We start from the raw sequence: 18,634 nt of genomic DNA, 5'->3' as shown, positions 1-18,634 counted from the left end.
AATGGGCGGCAAAAGCTCCAAGACGACGACAGAGACAAAGCTCCCGCCGTCGATCGAAAAGGCGTATAACGCCCTTATTGCTCAGGCGACGCCCATTTCGCAGACACCGTATCAGGCATATACGGGCGGCGTCGGGGGCTCCGGGTTTGAGCAGAACCAGCTTACCGGCTTCAACACCATCGCCGGCCTCAATGGCGCCTCAAACGGCTATTTCGACAGCGCCAACGCTGCCCTGAACTCGTCCACGGCGCCGACCTATTCCACGGTCGACCAGTATATGAGCCCGTATCTCGACAACGTGGTCAAATCCACGATGGCGAATATGGCGGAGCAGAATGCCGAACAGCAGCAGGGCGTGCTCGGTAATGCCGCGGCGATGGGTGCGCTTGGTGGCAACCGTGTCGGCGTGGCGCAGGCCGAACTTGCCCGTCAGCAGAACCTCGCCAACCAGCAGACGATCGCCGGTCTCTATAATCAGGGCTACAATACCGCGCTTGGGGCTGCACAATCCGACAAGGCAGCCGCTCAGAACGCAGCAGCGGGTTATGCCAATCTCGGGTCGACTGCCATGCAGACGAACCTTGCTCAGGCTGCGGCACAGGTCGGTGCGGGTACGCAGCAGCAGCAGTGGAACTATCAGCAGTATCAGAACAAACTCGCGTATCCCTTTGAAACGACTTCATGGCTTGCCAATATCGTTTCTGGCCTTGGGTCGGGAATGGGCGGGACAACCACCACCACGCAGCCAAGTGGTAACACCGGGAGTGCCGTGCTTGGTGGCGTCCTGTCGCTTGCATCGCTGTTCTCCGACCGCCGACTCAAAGAAGGCGTTGTCCCGATCGGCAAAACCTTTGATGGGCAGAACATCTATCGCTTCCGGTACAAGGATGATCCGACAGAACGGATCGGCCTCATGGCGCAGGAAGTCGAGAAGCGGAACCCGGATGCCGTTGGTGAAAGCCATGGCTACAAGACCGTCGAGTACAAGACTGCAACGGACAAAGCAGCCGAGCGCGGTCACTTCGCACAGGGCGGCATCATCCCCTATACCAGCCCATCCGGCATCATGGCGGCCAACAACAACAATCCTCCCGGTGCCAATGACAACGGCGGCATGGGATATGTGCCGCAGGTAGCAACGGCCGGCATTTCGCCGGGTCGATCCACATTGCCGCAGGCACCTTCGGGCGGATCGCATCAGCCGGACCAGGGCGACCAGATGCTGCAGCAGGGCATCAAGGCTGCTTCGTCTAGCATTCAGGAGAAATATCCCAACGGGATTATCGCTGGCCTCGGCGCAGCGCCTGCCGCCGCTCCCACGCCGCCAGTGCCGGCACCTGAAGCGAACGGTGGTGTTTTCTCGACGCTTGGGCATCTCTTTGGCTTCGCAGACGGCGGGGCTGTGCGCGGCTATGCTCCCGGAGGCTATGTAGATCCCTATCTGGTCGCTCCCGATCCTGTCCCTCCGGGCATCGCTGCATTCGATGCAGGAAACGCCGCGCCTGCGCCAGTTGCTTTCGATCCGAGCCGCTTTGCCTCGGAACCCGTCGCCACGACCCCGAAGGATCTACAGAAGGGCCTTGTCGGGCAGCAGTTGAACGAAGGCATTCTGCCGCCAGCTCAGACCGCTCCTGCAGATTGGAATGCGTTCGCACCGACCGCAGCCGCCGGGGCACCGGAAGCAGCTCCTGCGCTTCCCCCACCCGTTGAAGTGGCAAAGAAGAGCTATCCGGTTGCCGGTGTCGTGCCGCAGAATGACAATGCTGCCGCCCCCGAACCCGCGAAGGGCAACAAGTGGACCGCACCACTCAACAAGATCAATTCCGAGTTTGGTCTGCCGGAGGGGTATCTCAATCGCACGGCCTATCTGGAGAGCACCTATAACCCGAACGCCAATAATGGCGTGTCGCGCGGCATGTTCCAGTTCACCAATGCGACGGCGGGGCAGTATGGGCTCAAGAACCCGTTCGACCCGATGGCATCCGCCAATGCCGCAGCGCGTCTGGCGCAGGATAACTATCGCTTCCTCAAGAATGGACTTGGTCGAGATCCGTCTGCTGGCGAGCTCTATCTCGCCCACCAGCAGGGCGCATCCGGAGCGTTGAACCTTCTCACGCATCCCGATGCGCCGGCAACCGACATCGTTGGTCGCGCTGCGGTGGTTCAAAACGGTGGTAAGGCCGGCATGACCGCTGGCCAGTTTGCCGGACTCTGGACGAACAAGTTCAACGGCGCCCCCAGTGATTCGAGCGTCGATACCAGCGCGACAGGCTCCACGGTGCCCACAAGGACATTCGCTGATGCCTCTGGTGTGATTCCTCCGGCCTCCAATGAAGAGGGTTCTACGAGCCTTGGCGATCTGTTCAGCGGTAAGGGCTTCCACCTGTCCAATGACCAGCGCATGGCGCTTCTATCGGCTGGTCTCGGGATGATGGCGGGAACCAGCCCGAACTTCGCAACCAATGTCGGGACGGGTGGCCTCAAGGGCGTTGAATCCTGGCGCGAAGCCCAGAAGATCAACCGCGAGAAGGCGCAGGCCGAATCCGAAATCGCCACCCGCAGGGGGCAGCTCGGGCTGGAAGGCCAGCGTGTCGATATCGCAGGGCGCCAGCTTGCTCTTGAAGCCCAGAAGAATGCTGCCGATATAGCGCAGACCACCGCCAATACCGCCAATCTGGAACTGGAGAACCAGACCAAGCGCTATCAGCAGACGATCACGCCGGCCGGTATCATCATCCGCGACATGACGGACCCGAACGCGCCGCCGAAGCTCACCACCTGGGGAGATATCCAGAAGAACGGGTTGCCGCCGGAAGCGACCAGCAATGAGGCTATCGGTGCATCAGTGGCATCCGGCAACCAGCAGCCTCAGAATGCCCCACAGGAGCCCACCAAGGGCAATCGCGTGCCACAACAGGCTCCGGTGACCGCGGCGCCCACGCAGCCCGTTGCAGGGCCGCAGGAGTTTGTCACCCGTGCGCCGCAGACGGTCCCGATGGATGGGCGCCTGTTCTCGCCAGCAGGGCAGGACATCGCAAAGCAGGAAGCGATCGATGGTCTGAAGCAGGCTCGCGCCGAATACCAAGGTGCCGCCAGCGCGCAGACGCAGCTCGAGGAGATGAAGCACGATCTGGCGACCATCGACAATTCCGCATGGACGACACCGGGAACTGGGTTCCAGCGCCGTGTTCAGTGGGCGAAGACCATCAACACGGCGTTTCAGGGGCTAGGCATTGAGCCACCGATCGATGCGACGGCCGTTGCCGCTGGCGAAGACCTGAACAAGCTGTCCACCCGTCTCGGTTTCGATCTCAGCAAGACGCTGGGCTCCAACGAAGCGGCCTCGGTTGTGGATCAGGCCGTGTCTGCCGTTCCCGGCGGCTACAATTCCAAGGAAGGTGCGCAGCGCATCATTGCTGGCATCGAGGCTGCCAACCAGCGCAAGCTCGATTACTACCGGTTCCTTCAGGACTGGACGGCCAAGAGCGGCGGCTCCATCCTTGGGGCGGATGATTATTTCAATAAAGTCAATCCGCCGGAAAAATATGCCAACGCAGCGCTCCTTAGCCTTGCGGTGGTTCCGACATCTCAAGCCGACATCGATAATGCGCCGAAGGGCACGATGTTCAACGTCAATGGCCAGCTGATGGTGAAGTGATGGATTTGGATACATCCTCTCTGACGCCTCTGGGAGGCCACAGCGCTGCGTCTCCCTCTGGCGGGTCTCATGGGCTGGATATCTCGTCCTTGCGTCCTATGGGGCAACCAGAGGGGAATACGGGCCATTCTGTAGACCAGCCCCACGTCACGCGGCCAACCGCAGGAAGTCTGGCGAAACAGGCCGGTCTCGGACTCCTCAGCGGTATCCCGAACGCCATCGGAGGCATTTCCGATCTGCTCGAAAAGGGCACCATGGACACGCTGACGTTTTCCAACCCGGTGACGGGGGAAAACACGTTCCATGCTCTGGGCCGCACGCTGGGTCTGATCGATGGCGAAGAGCCGAAGCCGGAACCGTATATCCCGACGACTGGTGATGATATCCGACGCCTTTCGCATGTCGACCAGTTGCCGGAGCCCAAGAATCCGCAAGAGCGTGTCGCGCGCATGACGGGCGAGGGCGCGGTCACCATGGCCGTTCCTGGCGGCCTCTTCGGTAAGGCTGGCACGGCTGCCAATATCGCACGCGGGGCTGTTGTCGGTGGCCTGTCCGGTGCTGGATCGCAGACAGCGGCTGAAGTCGTTCCCGAGAAATACAAGCCGCTGGCATCGCTCGTGGGCGGTCTGGTCGGCGGGTTGACGGGTGAGGCCGTCACGGCAGTTCCAGGGGTGGTTAAATCTGCGGCGAGGGGGGCAAGGGATTATGTCGCGCCTCTTACCGAAGGCGGCCGGGAACGCCTAGCGGGGCAGGCGCTGCGGGATGCTGCGTCCAATCCTGAAGACGTGATTGCCTCCATCGACAAGCAGCCGCGCAATCTCGTTGCAGGGTCCGAGCCAACCACGTTCCAGTTGACCGGCGATCCTGGTCTCGGAACGCTGGAGCGCGCCGTCGCGGCCAAGAACCCGGAGACGTTCCAGCAGATCCGAGGCGAACAGAACGCCGCACGCCTTGATGCGCTTTCCGACATACAGGCAGCCGGCCATCCGGAGGCGGTCAGCAGTTTCTTCCGCAGCCAGTTGGATGATCTCGACAAATCGACACAGGCCCTTCACGAGGCCGCAGAGACGCAGGCCAAGAATGCGGCCTCTGGTCTTGGCGGCGGAGATGCGGCAACCCTTGGGGAGCAGGCACGAACTGCCATCCAGAACCGCCTAGATGATGTCCGCAATCAGGAACGGTCGCTGTGGAAGGCCGTAGACCCCGAAGGCAATCTCGTAACGGTGGCCTCTCCCATCAAGCAGGCCGCAAGCCGCATCTATCGCGATCTTGGGCCGGAAGGCGAACTCGGTCTTGCTCCGATCGAGAAGAACATTGCCAGCGTGATCGAGGGATACGGGCAAACGCTGCCATTTCAGCGGCTGATCAACCTGCGCAGCGCGGTTTCGCAGGCCATGCGGGATGTGCGTTCACCATTACAGGCAAATCAGCCAGCTTATGCACGGCTCACCCAATTGCGCGGAGCGATTGAGGACGCTATATCTGACAGCATCGCCCAGAAGGCCGCGCAAGAGCAGCAGGCCGTGGTTACAGGGGCGTTGCAGCCAGAAGACGCGATGATGGCGCGTATCGCTGCTGAGAGGCAAAAGTGGTACGATGAAAGAGCCTTGGAGGCTTCTGGAACAGGGGATGGAAGGAATGCCGGAAGCGGACAAGCTTCCTTTTCTCGCCCATCTGGAACAGAAAGCCAAGCAAGAAGCCGACCTGGTCATGATGCGGGCGGCGAGGATCTGTCTGGACAACCGTTCCTCGACGAAGAAGCCGCCGGCCGCCTGAAGACTGCCACTGCTGCCACCGCCGAGCGCAAGCAGACCTATGGCGCAAAGCCTGTCTCGCAAATCCTACAGCGTCCCGGCAACACGCAACCCTACACGATGCCCTCTGCTGGCGTCACGTCTTCCATCTGGAAGGCCGGGAATGCCGGTGCGGACACGGTTCGCTCTACCCTGAAGGCCGCTGGCAACAGCGCCGAGTCCGTCGATGCGATCCGCAACATGGCGGCACAATCCCTCCGGGACAAGGCAGAGAACGGCGTCATCACGCCTAAGGCTCTCGATGCATGGAAGAAGGCTCATGGTCCTGCTCTCCATGCTCTTGAGGAAGCAGCGCCCGGTACTATGGCGAAGTTCGAGACTGCAGCGAAGGCTGGAGAGCATCTTGCCCAGACCGCAGCCGACCGAAAAGCCGCGCTTGATTCCTACCAGAAGTCCGCCGCCGGAAAGTTGCTCAAGGTCGATGATCCCTCCGATGTCGTCAAGACCATTGGCGCCATCTTCAACCGCAGCGACGCCGTGGCCCAGATGAAGGCGCTTGCCAAGGCTGCGGCGGCTGATCCCGATGCAATGGCCGGCCTTCGGAAAGCTATCGTCGAGCATATGGAAAACCGGCTGATCTCCAATACAGAAGCCGGCACATCGGGCCGGAATCTCATCAAGTCCGACCAGTTCCAGACCTTCCTCGGCAAGAACTTCACCGCACTGCGCCAGGTCTTCAGCGATGAAGAATTGAACACGATGCGGGCCATCGCCCAGGATTTGAAACGGGCCAACCGGTCGATCGCAAGCTCGAAACTACCTGGCGGCTCGAACACCGCCCAGGACACGGCGGCCATTGCTGCGCACAGCATGAAGGAATCGCTTCTGTCGAAGATCGTCACGCATATCGTTGGCGGTGGTGCCGGCTTCCTGACGACTGGACCGGTGGGCTTGGCTGCTGGCGTTGTCGGTAGCCATGTTCTCGGTTCTATGCGCGAGGCAGGTATCCGCAACATTGAGGATCTCATTCGAGACGCGATGCTGAATCCTGATCTGGCGAAAGCCCTCCTGATGAAGGCTCCGAAACGGCCCGATACAGGATCGGCGCTGACGCTAGCGGCGAGGCTTCGGAACCTGTCGGCATTCTCGGCGGCGCAGAGCCAGAAGCAGAGCGGTGACAACCGCCAGTAGATGTAATACAAATGCGAACGCGCCGGGGACGGCAATCCCACGACGCGCTCTAACCAAGCCCGAACATAGGAGGTTCGAAGAATGGCTAAATCTCGTTTATGCTCGATTCCTGATTGCGGCAAGCCACATTACGGTCGCGGGTTATGCAATAAGCATTGGCAACGCCTGAGAAAATACGGTGACCCGCATATCAGTAAAACCACACCTGGAGATCCAGAGAAGTATCTTTATGATGTCGTTCTTTCGTATAATGGCGACGAATGCCTCATTTGGCCCTTCGGTCGCGTATCGACCGGTTATGGATTGGTTAGAATCGATGGAAAGTCGGCTTTAGTCAGCCGCTTTGTCTGTGAAAAAATCTGCGGTCCGGCGCCATCTATAACGCATGAAGCCGCTCACTCATGCGGCAAAGGTCATCTCGGGTGCGCCACTAAACGTCACCTGTCTTGGAAGACACCAACAGAGAATAAGGCTGATCAACTAATCCACGGGACGCGTGCTCGCGGCACCAAACATGGAAATGCAAAGTTAACTGAGGCTGCCGTGGAGACGATTCGATCCTTGTGCGGCAAAGCCAAGCAAGCGGAAATCGCACAACGATTTGGCGTTGACCAGTCAGTTATCAGTCGCGTCCAGAGCGGCAAGAGATGGGCTTGGCTTGGCTGACCATCTCTATACCATTTTTATACGACCTACAGGCGCCCCGAAAGAGGCGCCTTTTTCATGAAAGGGCCGGCCAGTGGCATCTACATTCAGCCCAAACCTTCACCTGGAATTGCAGGTGACGGGCGAGGATAATGGGACGTGGGGAGACAATTTAAACAATAACGTCTTCTCCATCGTGGACAACGCGATGGGGCGTGTCCTGTCGTTGCCGCTCGCTGGCGCCGATGTCACCCTCACCACCACCCAGTCGCAGAACAATTTCATCGACCTGAGCGGTACCCTGTCCGCTAATGTCAACGTCATCTTCCCGCAGATTGGTCGAACCTACTTTGTCCGCAACGGAACGACAGGGGCCTTCACCGTCACGCTGAAGACTTCGGCAGTCGGTGGCGCGACAGTGGCCATTTCTCAAGGAGATGCGCTGTTCTTCGTACTTAACGGCACCGACGTGGTTCAGGAAACGAATGACCCATGGTGGGCTATGCCAATCGGTGTCCCGTTCCCGATCATGACCCATAAAGGCGCCACGGAACCGCCGACAACCAAAGGCTATCGCTATGTCAAGCTCACCGCGGCGGATGCCTACAATACGGGCGTTCTGACGAGCGAAACTGTGAGCGGGTCGGCGCCTCTGGTGATTGCGACGGCGGTCGTCTCGTTAGCCGGTAGCCCAATGAACGGCCAGACGATCAATTTATGGAACACGGAAGGCCGCAGCCCCCGACCGAACCTTCCGATCGGTACTCTCCAGATGGATGCATTCCAAGGACACGCACACGCCCCTCCGTCAGGCCAAGTTGGGTTTATCACAAGCGGCCCTGGCGGGTCGGCTTTGGTTGGCGGGTCAACCGTAGCAGCCCTTGCTGCAACGGGAGGCCCAGTCAGTGATGGAACGAACGGAACACCCCGCGTGGGTATTGAGACGCGTGTGAAAAACGAAGCTGTGCCTTATTATATGAGGATCAAGTAATGCCCTATGCAGCTAACGGCGTTATCTCAGAAGACCCGATCGATGGCGGCATTTCGATTTCGGCGGAGCAATATCGCGCTGCGCTCGCTGGGATGCAGGAAGGCAAGACCGTCTCAGTCGGCAACGGCCTAGAGATCAAGGACGCGCCACTACATCCAGAACCGGGCATACCGGGCGCGCCGGATTTTTACATCATCTCCAAGATGACTCCGTGGTTGCGGATGACGGACGAGGAAGCGGCCATCGTCCGCGCCGCCATGGATAGAATGCCGATCCGACTGCAGGAAATCTACAAGTCCGCTCCGTACCTCCAATCCAATGATGCTCTGTGGCCGACACTGCAGCGGATGCTCGCCTCATGTCTGCCGCCCGCACGCGCCGACGAACTTCTCGCGCCGGAGACCGCCGATGGCGAACATTGAAATCAACGAACTGCCGCCAGCCGCTTCTCTCGACGGCACGGAACTTATCGCGATCGATAAGAACACCGGGCCTGGATATGTGACGCAGCAGACGTCGATCAATTCTCTTTCGTCGCTCGGCGTTACGCAGCCCTATGTTGTTGCCCAGGTCACGGTCGGTCTTCCCAATTCACGACGCCTCGCAGGGGCTGCGGGCCAGATCAACGTGAGTGATGGCGGCCCCGGCGCGGATATCAGCATAGGCCTTGCCACAAATGGCGTCGTGGCCGGGACTTATGGTGACGGAACCCATGTCTCCCGTGTGACGATCGATGCAACGGGGCGCGTTACTGCGGCATCTCAGGTCGTGATCACGAATCAGGGTGATGTCGTTGGCCCCGCGTCTTCCGTAGCCGGCGATATCCCGATCTTTTCCAACACGACCGGAAAACTACTATCCGATTCCGGCAAGGCGCTTCCGGCTGGCGCGATTGTTGGAACGACCGACACCCAGACGCTGACGAATAAGAGCATAGATGCCGGACAATTGACTGGAACTGTGGCCTATGCACGCCTTCCGGTCGGAACTGGAGTGAATACAGTCGCGGCTGGCGACGACAGTCGTATTGTCAACGCACTCAACAAAAACAATAACCTGTCGGATGTTTCTAATCCATCGAGTGCGAGAACAAACATTGGCGCCGCGGCATCCGGTGTGAATTTCGATATCACAAGTCTGACGGGGCTCACGACGGCACTCAGCATTTCGCAGGGCGGTACCGGCACGACGACATCAACTGGAACCGGGTCCGTTGTTTTGAGCGTTTCGCCGGCATTGACCGGCATACCGACTGTGCCGACGGCCTCCGTAGGGACGAATACGACGCAGGCTGCTTCAACGGCCTTTGTTCTCGCGCAGGCCTCGTCCACAACGCCGGTCATGGACGGGACGGGGGCTGTTGGCGTGTCCACGCGATTTGCGAGGGCTGATCACGTTCATCCATCCGATACCTCGCGCCTCGCTGCAGCCAACAATCTCTCCGATGTGGCAAACCCGGCAGCGGCAGCGGCAAATATCGGAGCGATCACCACATCTGCGGTAAACACATTCACAGCGGCCCAAGCATGGAGCGAGGGGACAGCCATTGCATCGGCCGCTACTCTGGTGCTCGGCAATGGTGGGAACTTCTTCCATGTCACCGGGACCGCGATAATCACCGCCATCAGCGGCACGCCGAGCCCGGTCACGCTGGCATTCGATGATGCCGCCACCTTGACGAACAACGCCAATATCATCCTGCCGGGGGGCGCAGATATCATAACAGCTGCCGGCGATGTGGCGGTCTTCGTTTTCGAAGGTTCCGGCGTATGGAGGTGCGTCAGTTATACAAGGGCCGTTGCGCCTCCTCCCATTGTGACGCCGTGGGTATCCTACACGCCTACATTCAACGGGATAGGCACGGCTACGAATGTCAAATGCCGATCTAGGCGTGTCGGGGCCAACCTGGAAGTAGAGGTGGCATTTGCGACGGGGACGGTCACCGGGACGACGTTTGATATGACAATGGGGTTCAATGGCGTCAACGGAAGTGTCGTCTGCGATACCTTCTGGAACGGCTTCCGACCGGTTGTCGGGGTCGGGGCAATACAGGTGGCGGGTGCAATAAGCATCTATGTCTTGGGGCTTGGGGGCTCAAATCTCGTAAATCTGAGTTTTGCGGCTTCAGGTCGTGACGGCCTTACTCCGGTTGCCGGATCAGTGCTCGGAACCGGAAACCCGATAATTCTTCGCTTCTCAACGCCAATTGATGGATGGAATTGATGACGGCAATAGGTGATTCCATTCGCGCCGTGGCACTGTCTCTCCAGACGATAGCAGATGCGGTTGATGCTATCCCTGTAGGTGTGCCGACTGATCCAACTATCCCGACCGGAATAGACTGCCTGGCAGGTACATGGCCGACAGGGGCAAACTATCCGGCGTTCCCGCTTAGCCTTTACTCCAATGATACGCAGCCTACATCGGTTGAACTTGGTTACTACGATCGCCTCATGGCACATTGCCCTGATGGCACGATCGGCATATGGGGCGACTCGACTGTTCAGGATATGGTAGATGGGAAGATCAGCCAGTTTGTTCAGACGTTCGGTGTCGGTGGCGAAAGCCTACGACGCTGCATCAATAGAATGGCTCGGGGCGGCTTGGTCCATAGAGCCGGCACTGTCGTGTTTGCATCCGGCATAAATGAGCTTTCGAATTTCACTGGGTACGCTCCTTATTCGGCTTCAGTCATAACCGACAACGTGGCCTATCTGCATTCTGGGCTTGCCGCGCAAGCAACCGGGAAATGGGTGATCCGCGATATCCTGCCGGTGGATGAGCCGCTTCTATGCGCCAATGTCAGCGCCAATTATTCCGGCATGAATGCCAAGATTGACATGGCAAACCAGAAGGTTCGGAATGTGTGGACAACCAGCCCCGCGCAAGTCCAGTTCGTCGGGCTGAAGGAGCAACTGGTGGACAGCACCGGGAATCTTGCCGCCGCCAACCACATCGACGGAATGCATCTGAGCCGCGCCGGCGACGATATCCAGTGCGCCGGCATCAAGGCGGCGCTCCAAGCGCTCGGCGTCATTTGATCGCCTCCACGTAGATAGACATTTGTGGATGCGTCGAATCGAACAGGTTTGATTGCCGCATAAGTGGAGAAACGGACTGTCTATATCCTGATCGGTAAACAGTCGTGAAGCCGGCGTCTCTCAGGAATCGTTCAACCTTGCCATGCGTCCACCAGGAGACGTGGTTGCCTGGCTTCTGAGGATTGAAGGAGACGAGGCTGGCAAGATAGTCGAGCGTGCCTTCGAAGCCTTTCTCGGCAAACAGCGCACGCACCTCAGCAGCCGTGATCTTCTTGTGGTCTTCCACCTGATTAGGAGCTAGCTGTGAAGCGACATGGTGCAGCCATCTCTCTTCGAGAGGGGCACTGGTCGCCGGAGCCCGTAGGAATGACGAGTATGCTTCCGGCTTGTCGTACCATTGATCCCAGTAGAACCAATCGTCATCGCCAGCCATGAGGGCGCGATAGTCGGTTTCAGCATCGGGGCCGGTAGTGACGCGGCAGACCCCGCCAGGTGCAAGAACGCGGTAGGCTTCCCGGAATAGATTTGCCACGGCCTTATCGGTTACATGCTCGATCGTGTGCGATGTGTAGATGATATGGGCCTGTCCGTCACCGATCGGAAGAGGCTCTATCGCCATAAGGTCGTAATGCACGATATCGCGGTTTCGCCCGTACCAATCTGAATCGTAATCGACGCTCGTCCAGTACGGGTGCTTAAAGTTTGCCGCGCCGATGTTGTAAAACGGCCGACGGGCAAGCGTCTGCTTGTCGAACAGCTTTTCATAGACATGAAGCCGATACGGATCTTCCAGGCGCCGAACTTCAATCCCGATGTTACTGATCGATTTCTGCACGGCACGCTTGAGTGAATTTATCAAAGAACCATCCCCCACGGTTGTTTCTGCATTCCATACGCAGTCTGCAGCCAGGATGCAACCCACGCGCCCTTGGATGAGGGTCAATACAATTCCCCGGCAATAATGAAAGTGGACCCATGTCCTTTGCATCCCCGCTCTCTGATGAGGAGTTGGCGGAACTTGTATCCGTCTATCTTTCGACCGGGATGAACAAAGTACAGACAGCATTGGCTCTCGACCGGCCAAGGACAACGATACAAAGCCAACTGAAGGTTGCCGCAAGGAGGGGGTTTCTTTCTCCTGCATCCGAATCCGACATCATGCCGGGTTTCGAAGTCACCCGAATCCAGACCGGACCTCGCGGGACAACAGTGGAGCAGAAGCCAGAGAAGGGGCCGACGTTCAAGCCGCCTGACGGGCATCGGATCAAGGGTGTTTCGGCGTTCATCGGTGCCGATGGGCGGGAGATTGCCCGATGGGTGAAAACCAGGGAGGGCGAGCACAGCCGCCGTCATATCCATCTGAAGCCGATAACGAGGAGGGCATTCGTCGCATGAGCGATCTCCCCCCTGCATATGTCCGTGTCTCCAAGAACGGCACCAAGACCCTCTACGAACTCATGTTCCGCGGCGAAAAGCTCTGCGACCTCACCCACGCTGAAGTGGTGGAGATTGCGTTGAATATCGTTAGCGCATCGCGTTGGAAATAGGCAGATCCCATGATCTTTGTGAAGAACAAGCGTAGGCGCTTAGCGCGCTCCTACTCGATGTGGTGCGTCTACTGTTCCGGGCTTCTGAGTATCGCTCCGTACTTCCTTCCGTACATCGATGACTGGATTCCGAAGTGGGCCTCTATCGCCATCCTGGCGGTCTCTCCGCTCGCCTACGTCATCCACCAACCCACTCTCAAGGGAGACGACAATGCCGATTAAGCTCGTGCCCAGCAAGCGCGCTTCCGCAGCTATTGCCTCCATCGTCGCAATGGCGGTTGGCGGGTGGGCTACGCTGCCGTCCGGCTACAAAGTCCATGACGATACCGCGCTTGCCATCAAGTACCTGACCGGCCCTTGGGAGGGGCGCCGACTTGTCGCCTATCTCGACACGCTTCCGAATCCGGATCGCTGGACGATCTGCGATGGCGATACAACAGATGTAAAACCGGGCCAAGTCGAAACTAATGAAGGTTGCGACAAGCGTGTTGCCGTCAAGATGGAGCGCGATTACCGCCCGAAGCTCGTTGCGTGCGTTCCAGATTGGGATAATCACCCGCTTGGATGGCGCGGCGCGATGCTTGATCTGTCGTGGAACATTGGCCCCGGCGCAACGTGCAATTCAACAGCAATCCAAGTCGTCAAGACGGCTGTTAAGCTGAAGAAAACGCCTGACTACAAGGCGAGTTGCGGCTATGCCACCCTCTACATCAAGTCGGGCGGCAGGACATATGACGGCCTGGTCAAGCGCCGCGGTATGGGCGACGCCTCCCGAATTGGGGATGGCGAGATGTGCATGAGCGGCCTCTGATGCCCGCTTTCCTCGCTACGCCTCTTGGCAAATGGGTATTCCGGATTGTCGGCTCCATCCTGCTTGTTCTGGCTATCGTTGGCGCGTTCCGTCTCTGGCTGCATCAGCACAATAAAGCGATTCTCAAGGGCTATGTCCTCCAATCGGAAAAGGACGCTTCCGACGCCATCGTGAAGAAGCTCCAGCATGACCTCTACCTCGGACAACAGATCCGGGAACAGGCCGACAAGGCCGCTGAACAACTCGATATCGATTTCCAAAAGAGGCAAGCCGCAGATGAGAAAGCCATCTCGGAGAACCGTGGCGGGTCGGTTGTTACTCGCGATGACATTGAGCGCATTAACAGGGTGCTCAACGCTCAATGAGCGGAGACAGGGTGCGGCAATTAAGGCGGCTATCGCGCAGGCTCCGGTCGCGCTTCCTGAACTTCCGGAAAAGTGTCGCGAGAAAATGCCCATAATCGGCTTAATGGAAGGCGCTGAGTGGTTTGGCATCTATGTCCGGTGGGTGACAGCGGCCAGAGCACAAAACGCGCGTACGGGGCTGTGTGGGGCTTTTTACGACTCCGTCAGGAAGAAATACGGGGCGGCCTTGTCCAAGACTGAAACGACTCACTAACCACCAACTAACCCAAACATCAACAGGAGAATACCACCATGGCCCTTACCGGCGTCCATGTCGAATGCGGTACGTCTATCGTTTACGGCAATTCGACCCTCTTTTCGGTCATCTGGTCGGAGACGATTGCTGTCCCCGGAACTACCACGCAAGCGGCCCCAGTTGGTCCGTTCAATGGCAATCTGATCTTCCGCATCAGCGCTCCTACTGCGGCTGAAGTGTATGTCGCCGCCGGCATCGCGCCAGACTCGACAGTGGCGGTCTCAACCAATGCAAACAATGCACGAGCGCACCTAGCCGCCAACGAGCTTCGCGATATCGCGGCCAAAGAAGGCTTCAAGGTCAACGCCTCCGCCGCTTAAGGGAAGACGCGCATGGTCGGTATCGATACCAAACTTACATCGCTGCGCGGCCCTAATACCGCGATTTCTTCTCTTGGACCGCAGGGATTCGCCCTTGCTCGGGGCGGTGGGGTCAACAATATGGCGAAGTACAAGGCTGCTCGCGCTGCGGTATTGGCTGGAACCCGGTTCGGCCGCGCCTTAAACATAGGAGACTCTACCACGGCAGGTTTTGGCGCCCTGACCAACGGTACGCTTGATGGTGCCTTTCCTCTTTCTTACCCTGCTGATCTAGCAGCTTATCTGACCAGCCATGGGCTTCCTGCTCGATCATGCTCTATGGGTGATGGGAACAGCGCTTCGCTGTCTGCTTATACCGCATACGACACACGAAATTCTTTCGGTTCTGGTGTGGGGTGGGCTATTCAGACTGCATCATCTATCGGCGCCGGCTTGATCCGCGCCGGAAGCACCACAGTAGATCGGTGGGTGAAGACGTTCTCAGGCACGTGGGATACGATCGAGATCGTCTACATCAACATCGCCGCTGGGAACTGCTCTGTTTTCATCGATGGCGGTGCGGTTGCTGTTGGCAGTTTCTCCCCCACGGCCGGCGGCGGCGTAACCGGGACACCTCAAAGAGCTACGATCACGGTTCCTCGTGGGGCGCACACGTCCGTTGAAATCCTGCGCAATTCTGGAACGAACATCTATGTCAGCTCTGTCGAGGTCTACGACAGCCAGAACAAGGAATTCCTCATCTATAACTGCGGTTGGGCATCGGCGAAATCTACGGATTTGGTGGTGACGACAGCGAATTATCGCACGCTGAACATGATCCAGTTCATGCAGCCGGATCTGATGATCCTGAATATCGGCATCAACGATTACCCGACCACACCGCAGGCGACGTTCGAGGCAAACGTAACGACTCTTGTCAATACCGCCAGATTGAGCGGAGACGTGGTCCTTAATGTGCCGAACCCGCGCAGCGCAACAGCCAACCAGGCGGCCTTCCGTGGCTATATTCAAGGTTTGGCTGTAACGCTCAATACTCCACTCGTTGATCTTCAACTCGCACCACCGGCAGGCCTTGGCGATTACGCTACCGCTTCCGCAAACGGCGATATCAATGTCGATGGTATTCACCCAACAGCGCAGGGCTATAACAAAATGGCCAATTTCAATGCGCAGCCGATGTTAACTGCCTGATCCTCGCCGCCCCATCGTCTGACACCCACCGTCGCCCACTAGCGGCGGTTTTTCCTCCTCTCCCATCCCCCCGAAAGCCCATGATGACCGAAGCTGAAGTCAAACTGTTCGAACTGTCCGGTGACATCGGTTCTCTCAAATCTGATGTAAAGCGCTTGCTCGAAGACGGAAAAGAACGGTCGGAATCCATCCACGCCCTGACCCAGGTCATTACCGAACTCAAGGGAACGATTGAAAGCCTTGAACCGAGAATCGCAAAGGGAGAGGAAGCCGCGGAGATCATCGATACCATGCGCAAGCAGGGTAGGGGATGGCTTGCCGGTGTAGCGGTAGGGGCGGCTATTACAGGGGGTGGGTTAGTCGCGACATTTGGGGATCAGGTGAAGGCTTTCTTTACCGCGCTCGGCAAATAAGTTGACAATCCCTAGCTTCCGCCATCACATGCGCCCGACCATCAACCAATCGGGGGTACACCAATGGCAAAACTGGACGAACTGAAAAAGCAGAAGGCAGCAGCGGAAAGAGAACTCGCGGCCTTGGAACAGCAGATTAAATCCGCCGAAGAGAAGAAGGCTATGGCGTCGGCCATTAAGGCTAATCTAGCTCATGCTCTTACGGAGCTTCATGAAATCGGTGAACTGCCGGATTGGATCGATATTAAAGCCGTTACTGCAAAGGACGGCGTGATTAATTTTTATCGCTCGTTGCGGGTCAAGAAGTCTGCTGGATAGGGCGTTTAGCCAAGCAGAAACTTCATGATTCCGTCATTTAACCAACCGAAATCGATTTTTACGCTTGGTAAACGTCGCGATTATCCATCCATCGCCAGCATCATCAGTCATTAAATCATAACCTTGAGCATCAGCCATGCGCTGGAAAACAGCAATGTTCCCAGCATGCGTAGCTATTTCGTCTAAACCGCCAATGGTTGTCTCTCCGCTCACCATTCTTTGCCAAATCATCCCGGCCTCGAATCCCAAGACAAAGTTCTCTGATTGATCGGGGAATGGCACAAGGCATCGAAATTCCGCTGCGTCCGGTGAAAAATCGTCTATCATCCCACTATCCCCTCCCATACCCATTTCACCCCTTCCCAAGCCAGCACACCGATGAACCCGGTAAAGACGATGGCGGTGTAGATCGTCCATTTCAGGCGGGTGAACATCAATAACCCGGACCTCTGCCAGAAAATTTATTTCCGTTATAAATCACGAAACCGCCTGGATCGACATATACCTGCCCATCTTCGCATAAATCACCATTGGCCGTTATCGTTCGAGGCCCAGAGACGAAAACACCATGCGCGACAAGGTAGGCGTCGATCGCAGTAGCGACCTCATCTCCGGTCAATTCTATTGACACACCTGGCCCATATTTCGTTGTGCCACCGCCATATTTGACTTCCATTATTCCCCACTCCTCTCATCTTCCCCGTTCGGTTCACGAAGGGCGCCATTTATCATGAGTTCCCATACAGACTCAGCCTGATACAGGTCGTCAAAAGGCTCAAGCATTTCTTCGGTAGGCTCGCGGAGGGCTTCGATAGCTGCCCGCGCAAATTCCGCACAAATCTCCTTGAACCCGCTTCCGCATTCATTCCATGGCGTGTGCGGATCGGCAACCTTCCCGATCGCTCTCGCAACTCGCGTTACCATGTCTGTCATTGGGCGAGCTCTTTCTCGAAAGATTCGGCCGCGGCAATTGCGGCCAAAGCCGCATACCGGTAATCCACTATGACGCCTTTCGGGAGTGCTGCTTGGATATTGTCACGGAGCGCTGCTTCGACACGCTCAAGCCGCGCCTTCTTTGGTTCGTTTAGGGCGGCAATGCCGTTCCTGGTTATCTCATAGCCGCCGGTTTCGATCCATCGTATCAGGCTTAAATTGGCGAGTGTCATCAGTTCGCCGTCTTCTTTGCACCGGCTATAGCAACCTGGATTTCCGTGTATGGCGCGCAAATCGCGCATTTGCTCTTTCGTCAGGGCTATATCAGTCATTATTGCGCTCCTTGAGCTTTGCGTACTTCGCTGGATAGTTCAGCCGCACCCATTCCGTAGCGCCACGCTTGTAAGCGACTTCCACGGCGCTATCTAGATCAGCCTCCAGACCTTCGATCTTGTCGATAGCCTCTTCCAGCAAATCCAGAACTTCCGAGGTGCGCCGTGCTTCTCGCAATCTGCCGATTGTATCAGTCATTGGCGTTGTCCTTGTGCTCGTTTCCATCATAAGTGATTTCTGAAATGACGAGAACAAAATGTGTCTCGCCGTCATGTTCCGAGATGAACGACACAGAAACAGAGTGACACGCCTATATTATAAAGCCTAGATAATCTGAAAGCCTTCCAAGCTGAATACGCGGGTTCGATTCCCGCTACCCGCTCCATCTGTTCCCCTTCATAGAAGACCTGTCGTAGTGCTTTGCGTCTGGGCCGGAAGGTTCTGCATTGCCGACACCATATGATGCTTGCGCGACGATTGCGGAATTTGCAGTCACGACCAGGGTCGGTGAAGACGCGAGCCCGCCCTTCTTTCGATTTTTGTCTGAAATTTCAGGGATTTTGGGGAGGCGGCAGGCGAATCGTCTTGTGGGTTGCAAATTATCTCCCATATCCGGCCACACGCCAAGAATGGCGTCTGTAATTAAGTCTTGCGCAATTTCGCCGAAAGCCTTAAACGGCGGCACTAAACCGGTTCGCCGGGGTCACCCATTTTACGTCCACAGGAAGCATTCAAATGGCAAAGAGTAAGTTTGAGCGCAACAAGCCGCACGTCAACATTGGCACGATCGGCCACGTTGACCACGGCAAGACGTCTCTGACGGCAGCG

The 18,634-nt window shown here is 57.5% G+C and carries 21 protein-coding genes; 16 read left to right on the top strand and 5 right to left on the bottom strand.

Translation table 11 applies throughout. The annotated features are described in order from the left end of the window. The first annotated feature begins 1 nt into the window (after position 1). The 7 genes from FHT87_RS25240 (at position 2) to FHT87_RS25210 (ending at position 11,280) form a co-directional block, all read left to right on the top strand. Positions 2–3,658: a tail fiber domain-containing protein gene (locus FHT87_RS25240; RefSeq protein ID WP_183805468.1), complete on the top strand. Its 3,657-nt coding sequence runs from the start codon at positions 2–4 to the stop codon at positions 3,656–3,658. Between the two features lie 254 nt (positions 3,659–3,912). Next, a complete protein-coding gene (locus tag FHT87_RS25235) occupies positions 3,913–6,603 on the top strand; it encodes a hypothetical protein (protein WP_183805467.1) in 2,691 nt (896 codons plus the stop codon). Between the two features lie 81 nt (positions 6,604–6,684). Beyond that, positions 6,685–7,269, top strand: a complete 585-nt coding sequence (locus tag FHT87_RS25230; protein WP_183805465.1) for a hypothetical protein — start codon at positions 6,685–6,687, stop codon at positions 7,267–7,269. Between the two features lie 73 nt (positions 7,270–7,342). Next, on the top strand, positions 7,343–8,239 hold the full coding sequence (locus tag FHT87_RS25225) for a hypothetical protein (protein ID WP_183805463.1): 897 nt from the start codon (positions 7,343–7,345) through the stop codon (positions 8,237–8,239). Next, complete coding sequence (locus tag FHT87_RS25220; RefSeq protein WP_183805461.1) at positions 8,239–8,661, top strand: hypothetical protein; 423 nt, start codon at positions 8,239–8,241, stop codon at positions 8,659–8,661. The genes FHT87_RS25225 and FHT87_RS25220 overlap by 1 nt, the downstream gene beginning before the upstream one ends. Further along, positions 8,648–10,462 (top strand): hypothetical protein, encoded by a 1,815-nt coding sequence (locus FHT87_RS25215; RefSeq protein WP_183805459.1) that lies wholly within the window; start codon positions 8,648–8,650, stop codon positions 10,460–10,462. The genes FHT87_RS25220 and FHT87_RS25215 overlap by 14 nt, the downstream gene beginning before the upstream one ends. Beyond that, the gene (locus FHT87_RS25210; protein ID WP_183805457.1) at positions 10,462–11,280 is read left to right on the top strand and encodes a hypothetical protein; all 819 of its coding nucleotides are present in this window, start codon (positions 10,462–10,464) and stop codon (positions 11,278–11,280) included. The genes FHT87_RS25215 and FHT87_RS25210 overlap by 1 nt, the downstream gene beginning before the upstream one ends. Here FHT87_RS25210 and FHT87_RS25205 read toward each other — a convergent pair. Further along, the gene (locus FHT87_RS25205) at positions 11,273–12,223 is read right to left on the bottom strand and encodes a class I SAM-dependent methyltransferase (protein ID WP_183805455.1); all 951 of its coding nucleotides are present in this window, start codon (positions 12,221–12,223) and stop codon (positions 11,273–11,275) included. The genes FHT87_RS25210 and FHT87_RS25205 overlap by 8 nt on opposite strands. 32 nt (positions 12,224–12,255) lie before the next feature. Here FHT87_RS25205 and FHT87_RS25200 point away from each other — a divergent pair, with 32 nt between their 5' ends. From FHT87_RS25200 to FHT87_RS25165, 8 genes are all read left to right on the top strand, one after another. Beyond that, the gene (locus FHT87_RS25200) at positions 12,256–12,675 is read left to right on the top strand and encodes a hypothetical protein (protein WP_183805453.1); all 420 of its coding nucleotides are present in this window, start codon (positions 12,256–12,258) and stop codon (positions 12,673–12,675) included. Next, positions 12,672–12,827 (top strand): hypothetical protein, encoded by a 156-nt coding sequence (locus FHT87_RS25195; protein WP_183805451.1) that lies wholly within the window; start codon positions 12,672–12,674, stop codon positions 12,825–12,827. The genes FHT87_RS25200 and FHT87_RS25195 overlap by 4 nt, the downstream gene beginning before the upstream one ends. A 211-nt stretch (positions 12,828–13,038) precedes the next feature. Then, positions 13,039–13,638, top strand: a complete 600-nt coding sequence (locus FHT87_RS25190) for a glycoside hydrolase (RefSeq protein WP_183805449.1) — start codon at positions 13,039–13,041, stop codon at positions 13,636–13,638. Continuing rightward, positions 13,638–14,003, top strand: a complete 366-nt coding sequence (locus tag FHT87_RS25185; protein ID WP_183805447.1) for a hypothetical protein — start codon at positions 13,638–13,640, stop codon at positions 14,001–14,003. The genes FHT87_RS25190 and FHT87_RS25185 overlap by 1 nt, the downstream gene beginning before the upstream one ends. 291 nt (positions 14,004–14,294) lie before the next feature. Beyond that, complete coding sequence (locus FHT87_RS25180) at positions 14,295–14,618, top strand: hypothetical protein (protein WP_183805445.1); 324 nt, start codon at positions 14,295–14,297, stop codon at positions 14,616–14,618. Between the two features lie 12 nt (positions 14,619–14,630). Further along, entirely contained in the window at positions 14,631–15,809 is a 1,179-nt protein-coding gene (locus tag FHT87_RS25175; RefSeq protein ID WP_183805443.1) for an SGNH/GDSL hydrolase family protein, read from the top strand. A gap of 80 nt (positions 15,810–15,889) precedes the next feature. Continuing rightward, positions 15,890–16,222: a hypothetical protein gene (locus FHT87_RS25170; protein ID WP_183805441.1), complete on the top strand. Its 333-nt coding sequence runs from the start codon at positions 15,890–15,892 to the stop codon at positions 16,220–16,222. Between the two features lie 63 nt (positions 16,223–16,285). After that, positions 16,286–16,540, top strand: coding sequence for a hypothetical protein (locus FHT87_RS25165; protein ID WP_183805439.1), 255 nt, complete (start codon positions 16,286–16,288; stop codon positions 16,538–16,540). Between the two features lie 33 nt (positions 16,541–16,573). Here the strand turns inward: FHT87_RS25165 and FHT87_RS25160 are convergent, their stop codons facing one another. From FHT87_RS25160 to FHT87_RS25145, 4 genes are all read right to left on the bottom strand, one after another. Further along, complete coding sequence (locus tag FHT87_RS25160; protein WP_183805437.1) at positions 16,574–16,867, bottom strand: hypothetical protein; 294 nt, start codon at positions 16,865–16,867, stop codon at positions 16,574–16,576. A gap of 106 nt (positions 16,868–16,973) precedes the next feature. Next, complete coding sequence (locus FHT87_RS25155; protein ID WP_183805435.1) at positions 16,974–17,216, bottom strand: hypothetical protein; 243 nt, start codon at positions 17,214–17,216, stop codon at positions 16,974–16,976. A gap of 253 nt (positions 17,217–17,469) precedes the next feature. Continuing rightward, positions 17,470–17,805 (bottom strand): hypothetical protein, encoded by a 336-nt coding sequence (locus FHT87_RS25150; protein WP_183805433.1) that lies wholly within the window; start codon positions 17,803–17,805, stop codon positions 17,470–17,472. Further along, positions 17,798–18,004: a hypothetical protein gene (locus FHT87_RS25145; RefSeq protein ID WP_183805431.1), complete on the bottom strand. Its 207-nt coding sequence runs from the start codon at positions 18,002–18,004 to the stop codon at positions 17,798–17,800. Before FHT87_RS25145 ends, FHT87_RS25150 begins: the two co-directional genes overlap by 8 nt. A gap of 537 nt (positions 18,005–18,541) precedes the next feature. Between FHT87_RS25145 and FHT87_RS25140 the strand changes: the two genes are divergently transcribed. Next, positions 18,542–18,634: GTP-binding protein (locus tag FHT87_RS25140; protein ID WP_018010120.1), on the top strand; the 93-nt coding region annotated here is incomplete at its 3' end.

Origin of the sequence: Rhizobium sp. BK316, from assembly GCF_014193695.1 — a bacterium.
Classification (GTDB): Bacteria; Pseudomonadota; Alphaproteobacteria; order Rhizobiales; family Rhizobiaceae; genus Rhizobium.
Note: the sequence above shows the minus strand (reverse complement) of the source record. Positions and strands in the feature narration are given on the sequence as shown.

What these genes read in the sequence shown, in the direction of transcription:
- FHT87_RS25195 (WP_183805451.1), top strand. Translation starts at nt 12,672, where the DNA reads ATGAGCGATCTCCCCCCTGCATATGTCCGTGTCTCCAAGAACGGCACC.
- FHT87_RS25180 (WP_183805445.1), top strand. Translation starts at nt 14,295, where the DNA reads ATGGCCCTTACCGGCGTCCATGTCGAATGCGGTACGTCTATCGTTTAC.
- FHT87_RS25155 (WP_183805435.1), bottom strand. Translation starts at nt 17,216, where the DNA reads ATGGAAGTCAAATATGGCGGTGGCACAACGAAATATGGGCCAGGTGTG.
- FHT87_RS25235 (WP_183805467.1), top strand. Translation starts at nt 3,913, where the DNA reads ATGGACACGCTGACGTTTTCCAACCCGGTGACGGGGGAAAACACGTTC.
- FHT87_RS25150 (WP_183805433.1), bottom strand. Translation starts at nt 17,805, where the DNA reads ATGACTGATATAGCCCTGACGAAAGAGCAAATGCGCGATTTGCGCGCC.
- FHT87_RS25215 (WP_183805459.1), top strand. Translation starts at nt 8,648, where the DNA reads ATGGCGAACATTGAAATCAACGAACTGCCGCCAGCCGCTTCTCTCGAC.
- FHT87_RS25170 (WP_183805441.1), top strand. Translation starts at nt 15,890, where the DNA reads ATGATGACCGAAGCTGAAGTCAAACTGTTCGAACTGTCCGGTGACATC.
- FHT87_RS25160 (WP_183805437.1), bottom strand. Translation starts at nt 16,867, where the DNA reads ATGATAGACGATTTTTCACCGGACGCAGCGGAATTTCGATGCCTTGTG.
- FHT87_RS25200 (WP_183805453.1), top strand. Translation starts at nt 12,256, where the DNA reads ATGTCCTTTGCATCCCCGCTCTCTGATGAGGAGTTGGCGGAACTTGTA.
- FHT87_RS25165 (WP_183805439.1), top strand. Translation starts at nt 16,286, where the DNA reads ATGGCAAAACTGGACGAACTGAAAAAGCAGAAGGCAGCAGCGGAAAGA.
- FHT87_RS25230 (WP_183805465.1), top strand. Translation starts at nt 6,685, where the DNA reads ATGGCTAAATCTCGTTTATGCTCGATTCCTGATTGCGGCAAGCCACAT.
- FHT87_RS25240 (WP_183805468.1), top strand. Translation starts at nt 2, where the DNA reads ATGGGCGGCAAAAGCTCCAAGACGACGACAGAGACAAAGCTCCCGCCG.
- FHT87_RS25210 (WP_183805457.1), top strand. Translation starts at nt 10,462, where the DNA reads ATGACGGCAATAGGTGATTCCATTCGCGCCGTGGCACTGTCTCTCCAG.
- FHT87_RS25175 (WP_183805443.1), top strand. Translation starts at nt 14,631, where the DNA reads ATGGTCGGTATCGATACCAAACTTACATCGCTGCGCGGCCCTAATACC.
- FHT87_RS25145 (WP_183805431.1), bottom strand. Translation starts at nt 18,004, where the DNA reads ATGACTGATACAATCGGCAGATTGCGAGAAGCACGGCGCACCTCGGAA.
- FHT87_RS25220 (WP_183805461.1), top strand. Translation starts at nt 8,239, where the DNA reads ATGCCCTATGCAGCTAACGGCGTTATCTCAGAAGACCCGATCGATGGC.
- FHT87_RS25185 (WP_183805447.1), top strand. Translation starts at nt 13,638, where the DNA reads ATGCCCGCTTTCCTCGCTACGCCTCTTGGCAAATGGGTATTCCGGATT.
- FHT87_RS25190 (WP_183805449.1), top strand. Translation starts at nt 13,039, where the DNA reads ATGCCGATTAAGCTCGTGCCCAGCAAGCGCGCTTCCGCAGCTATTGCC.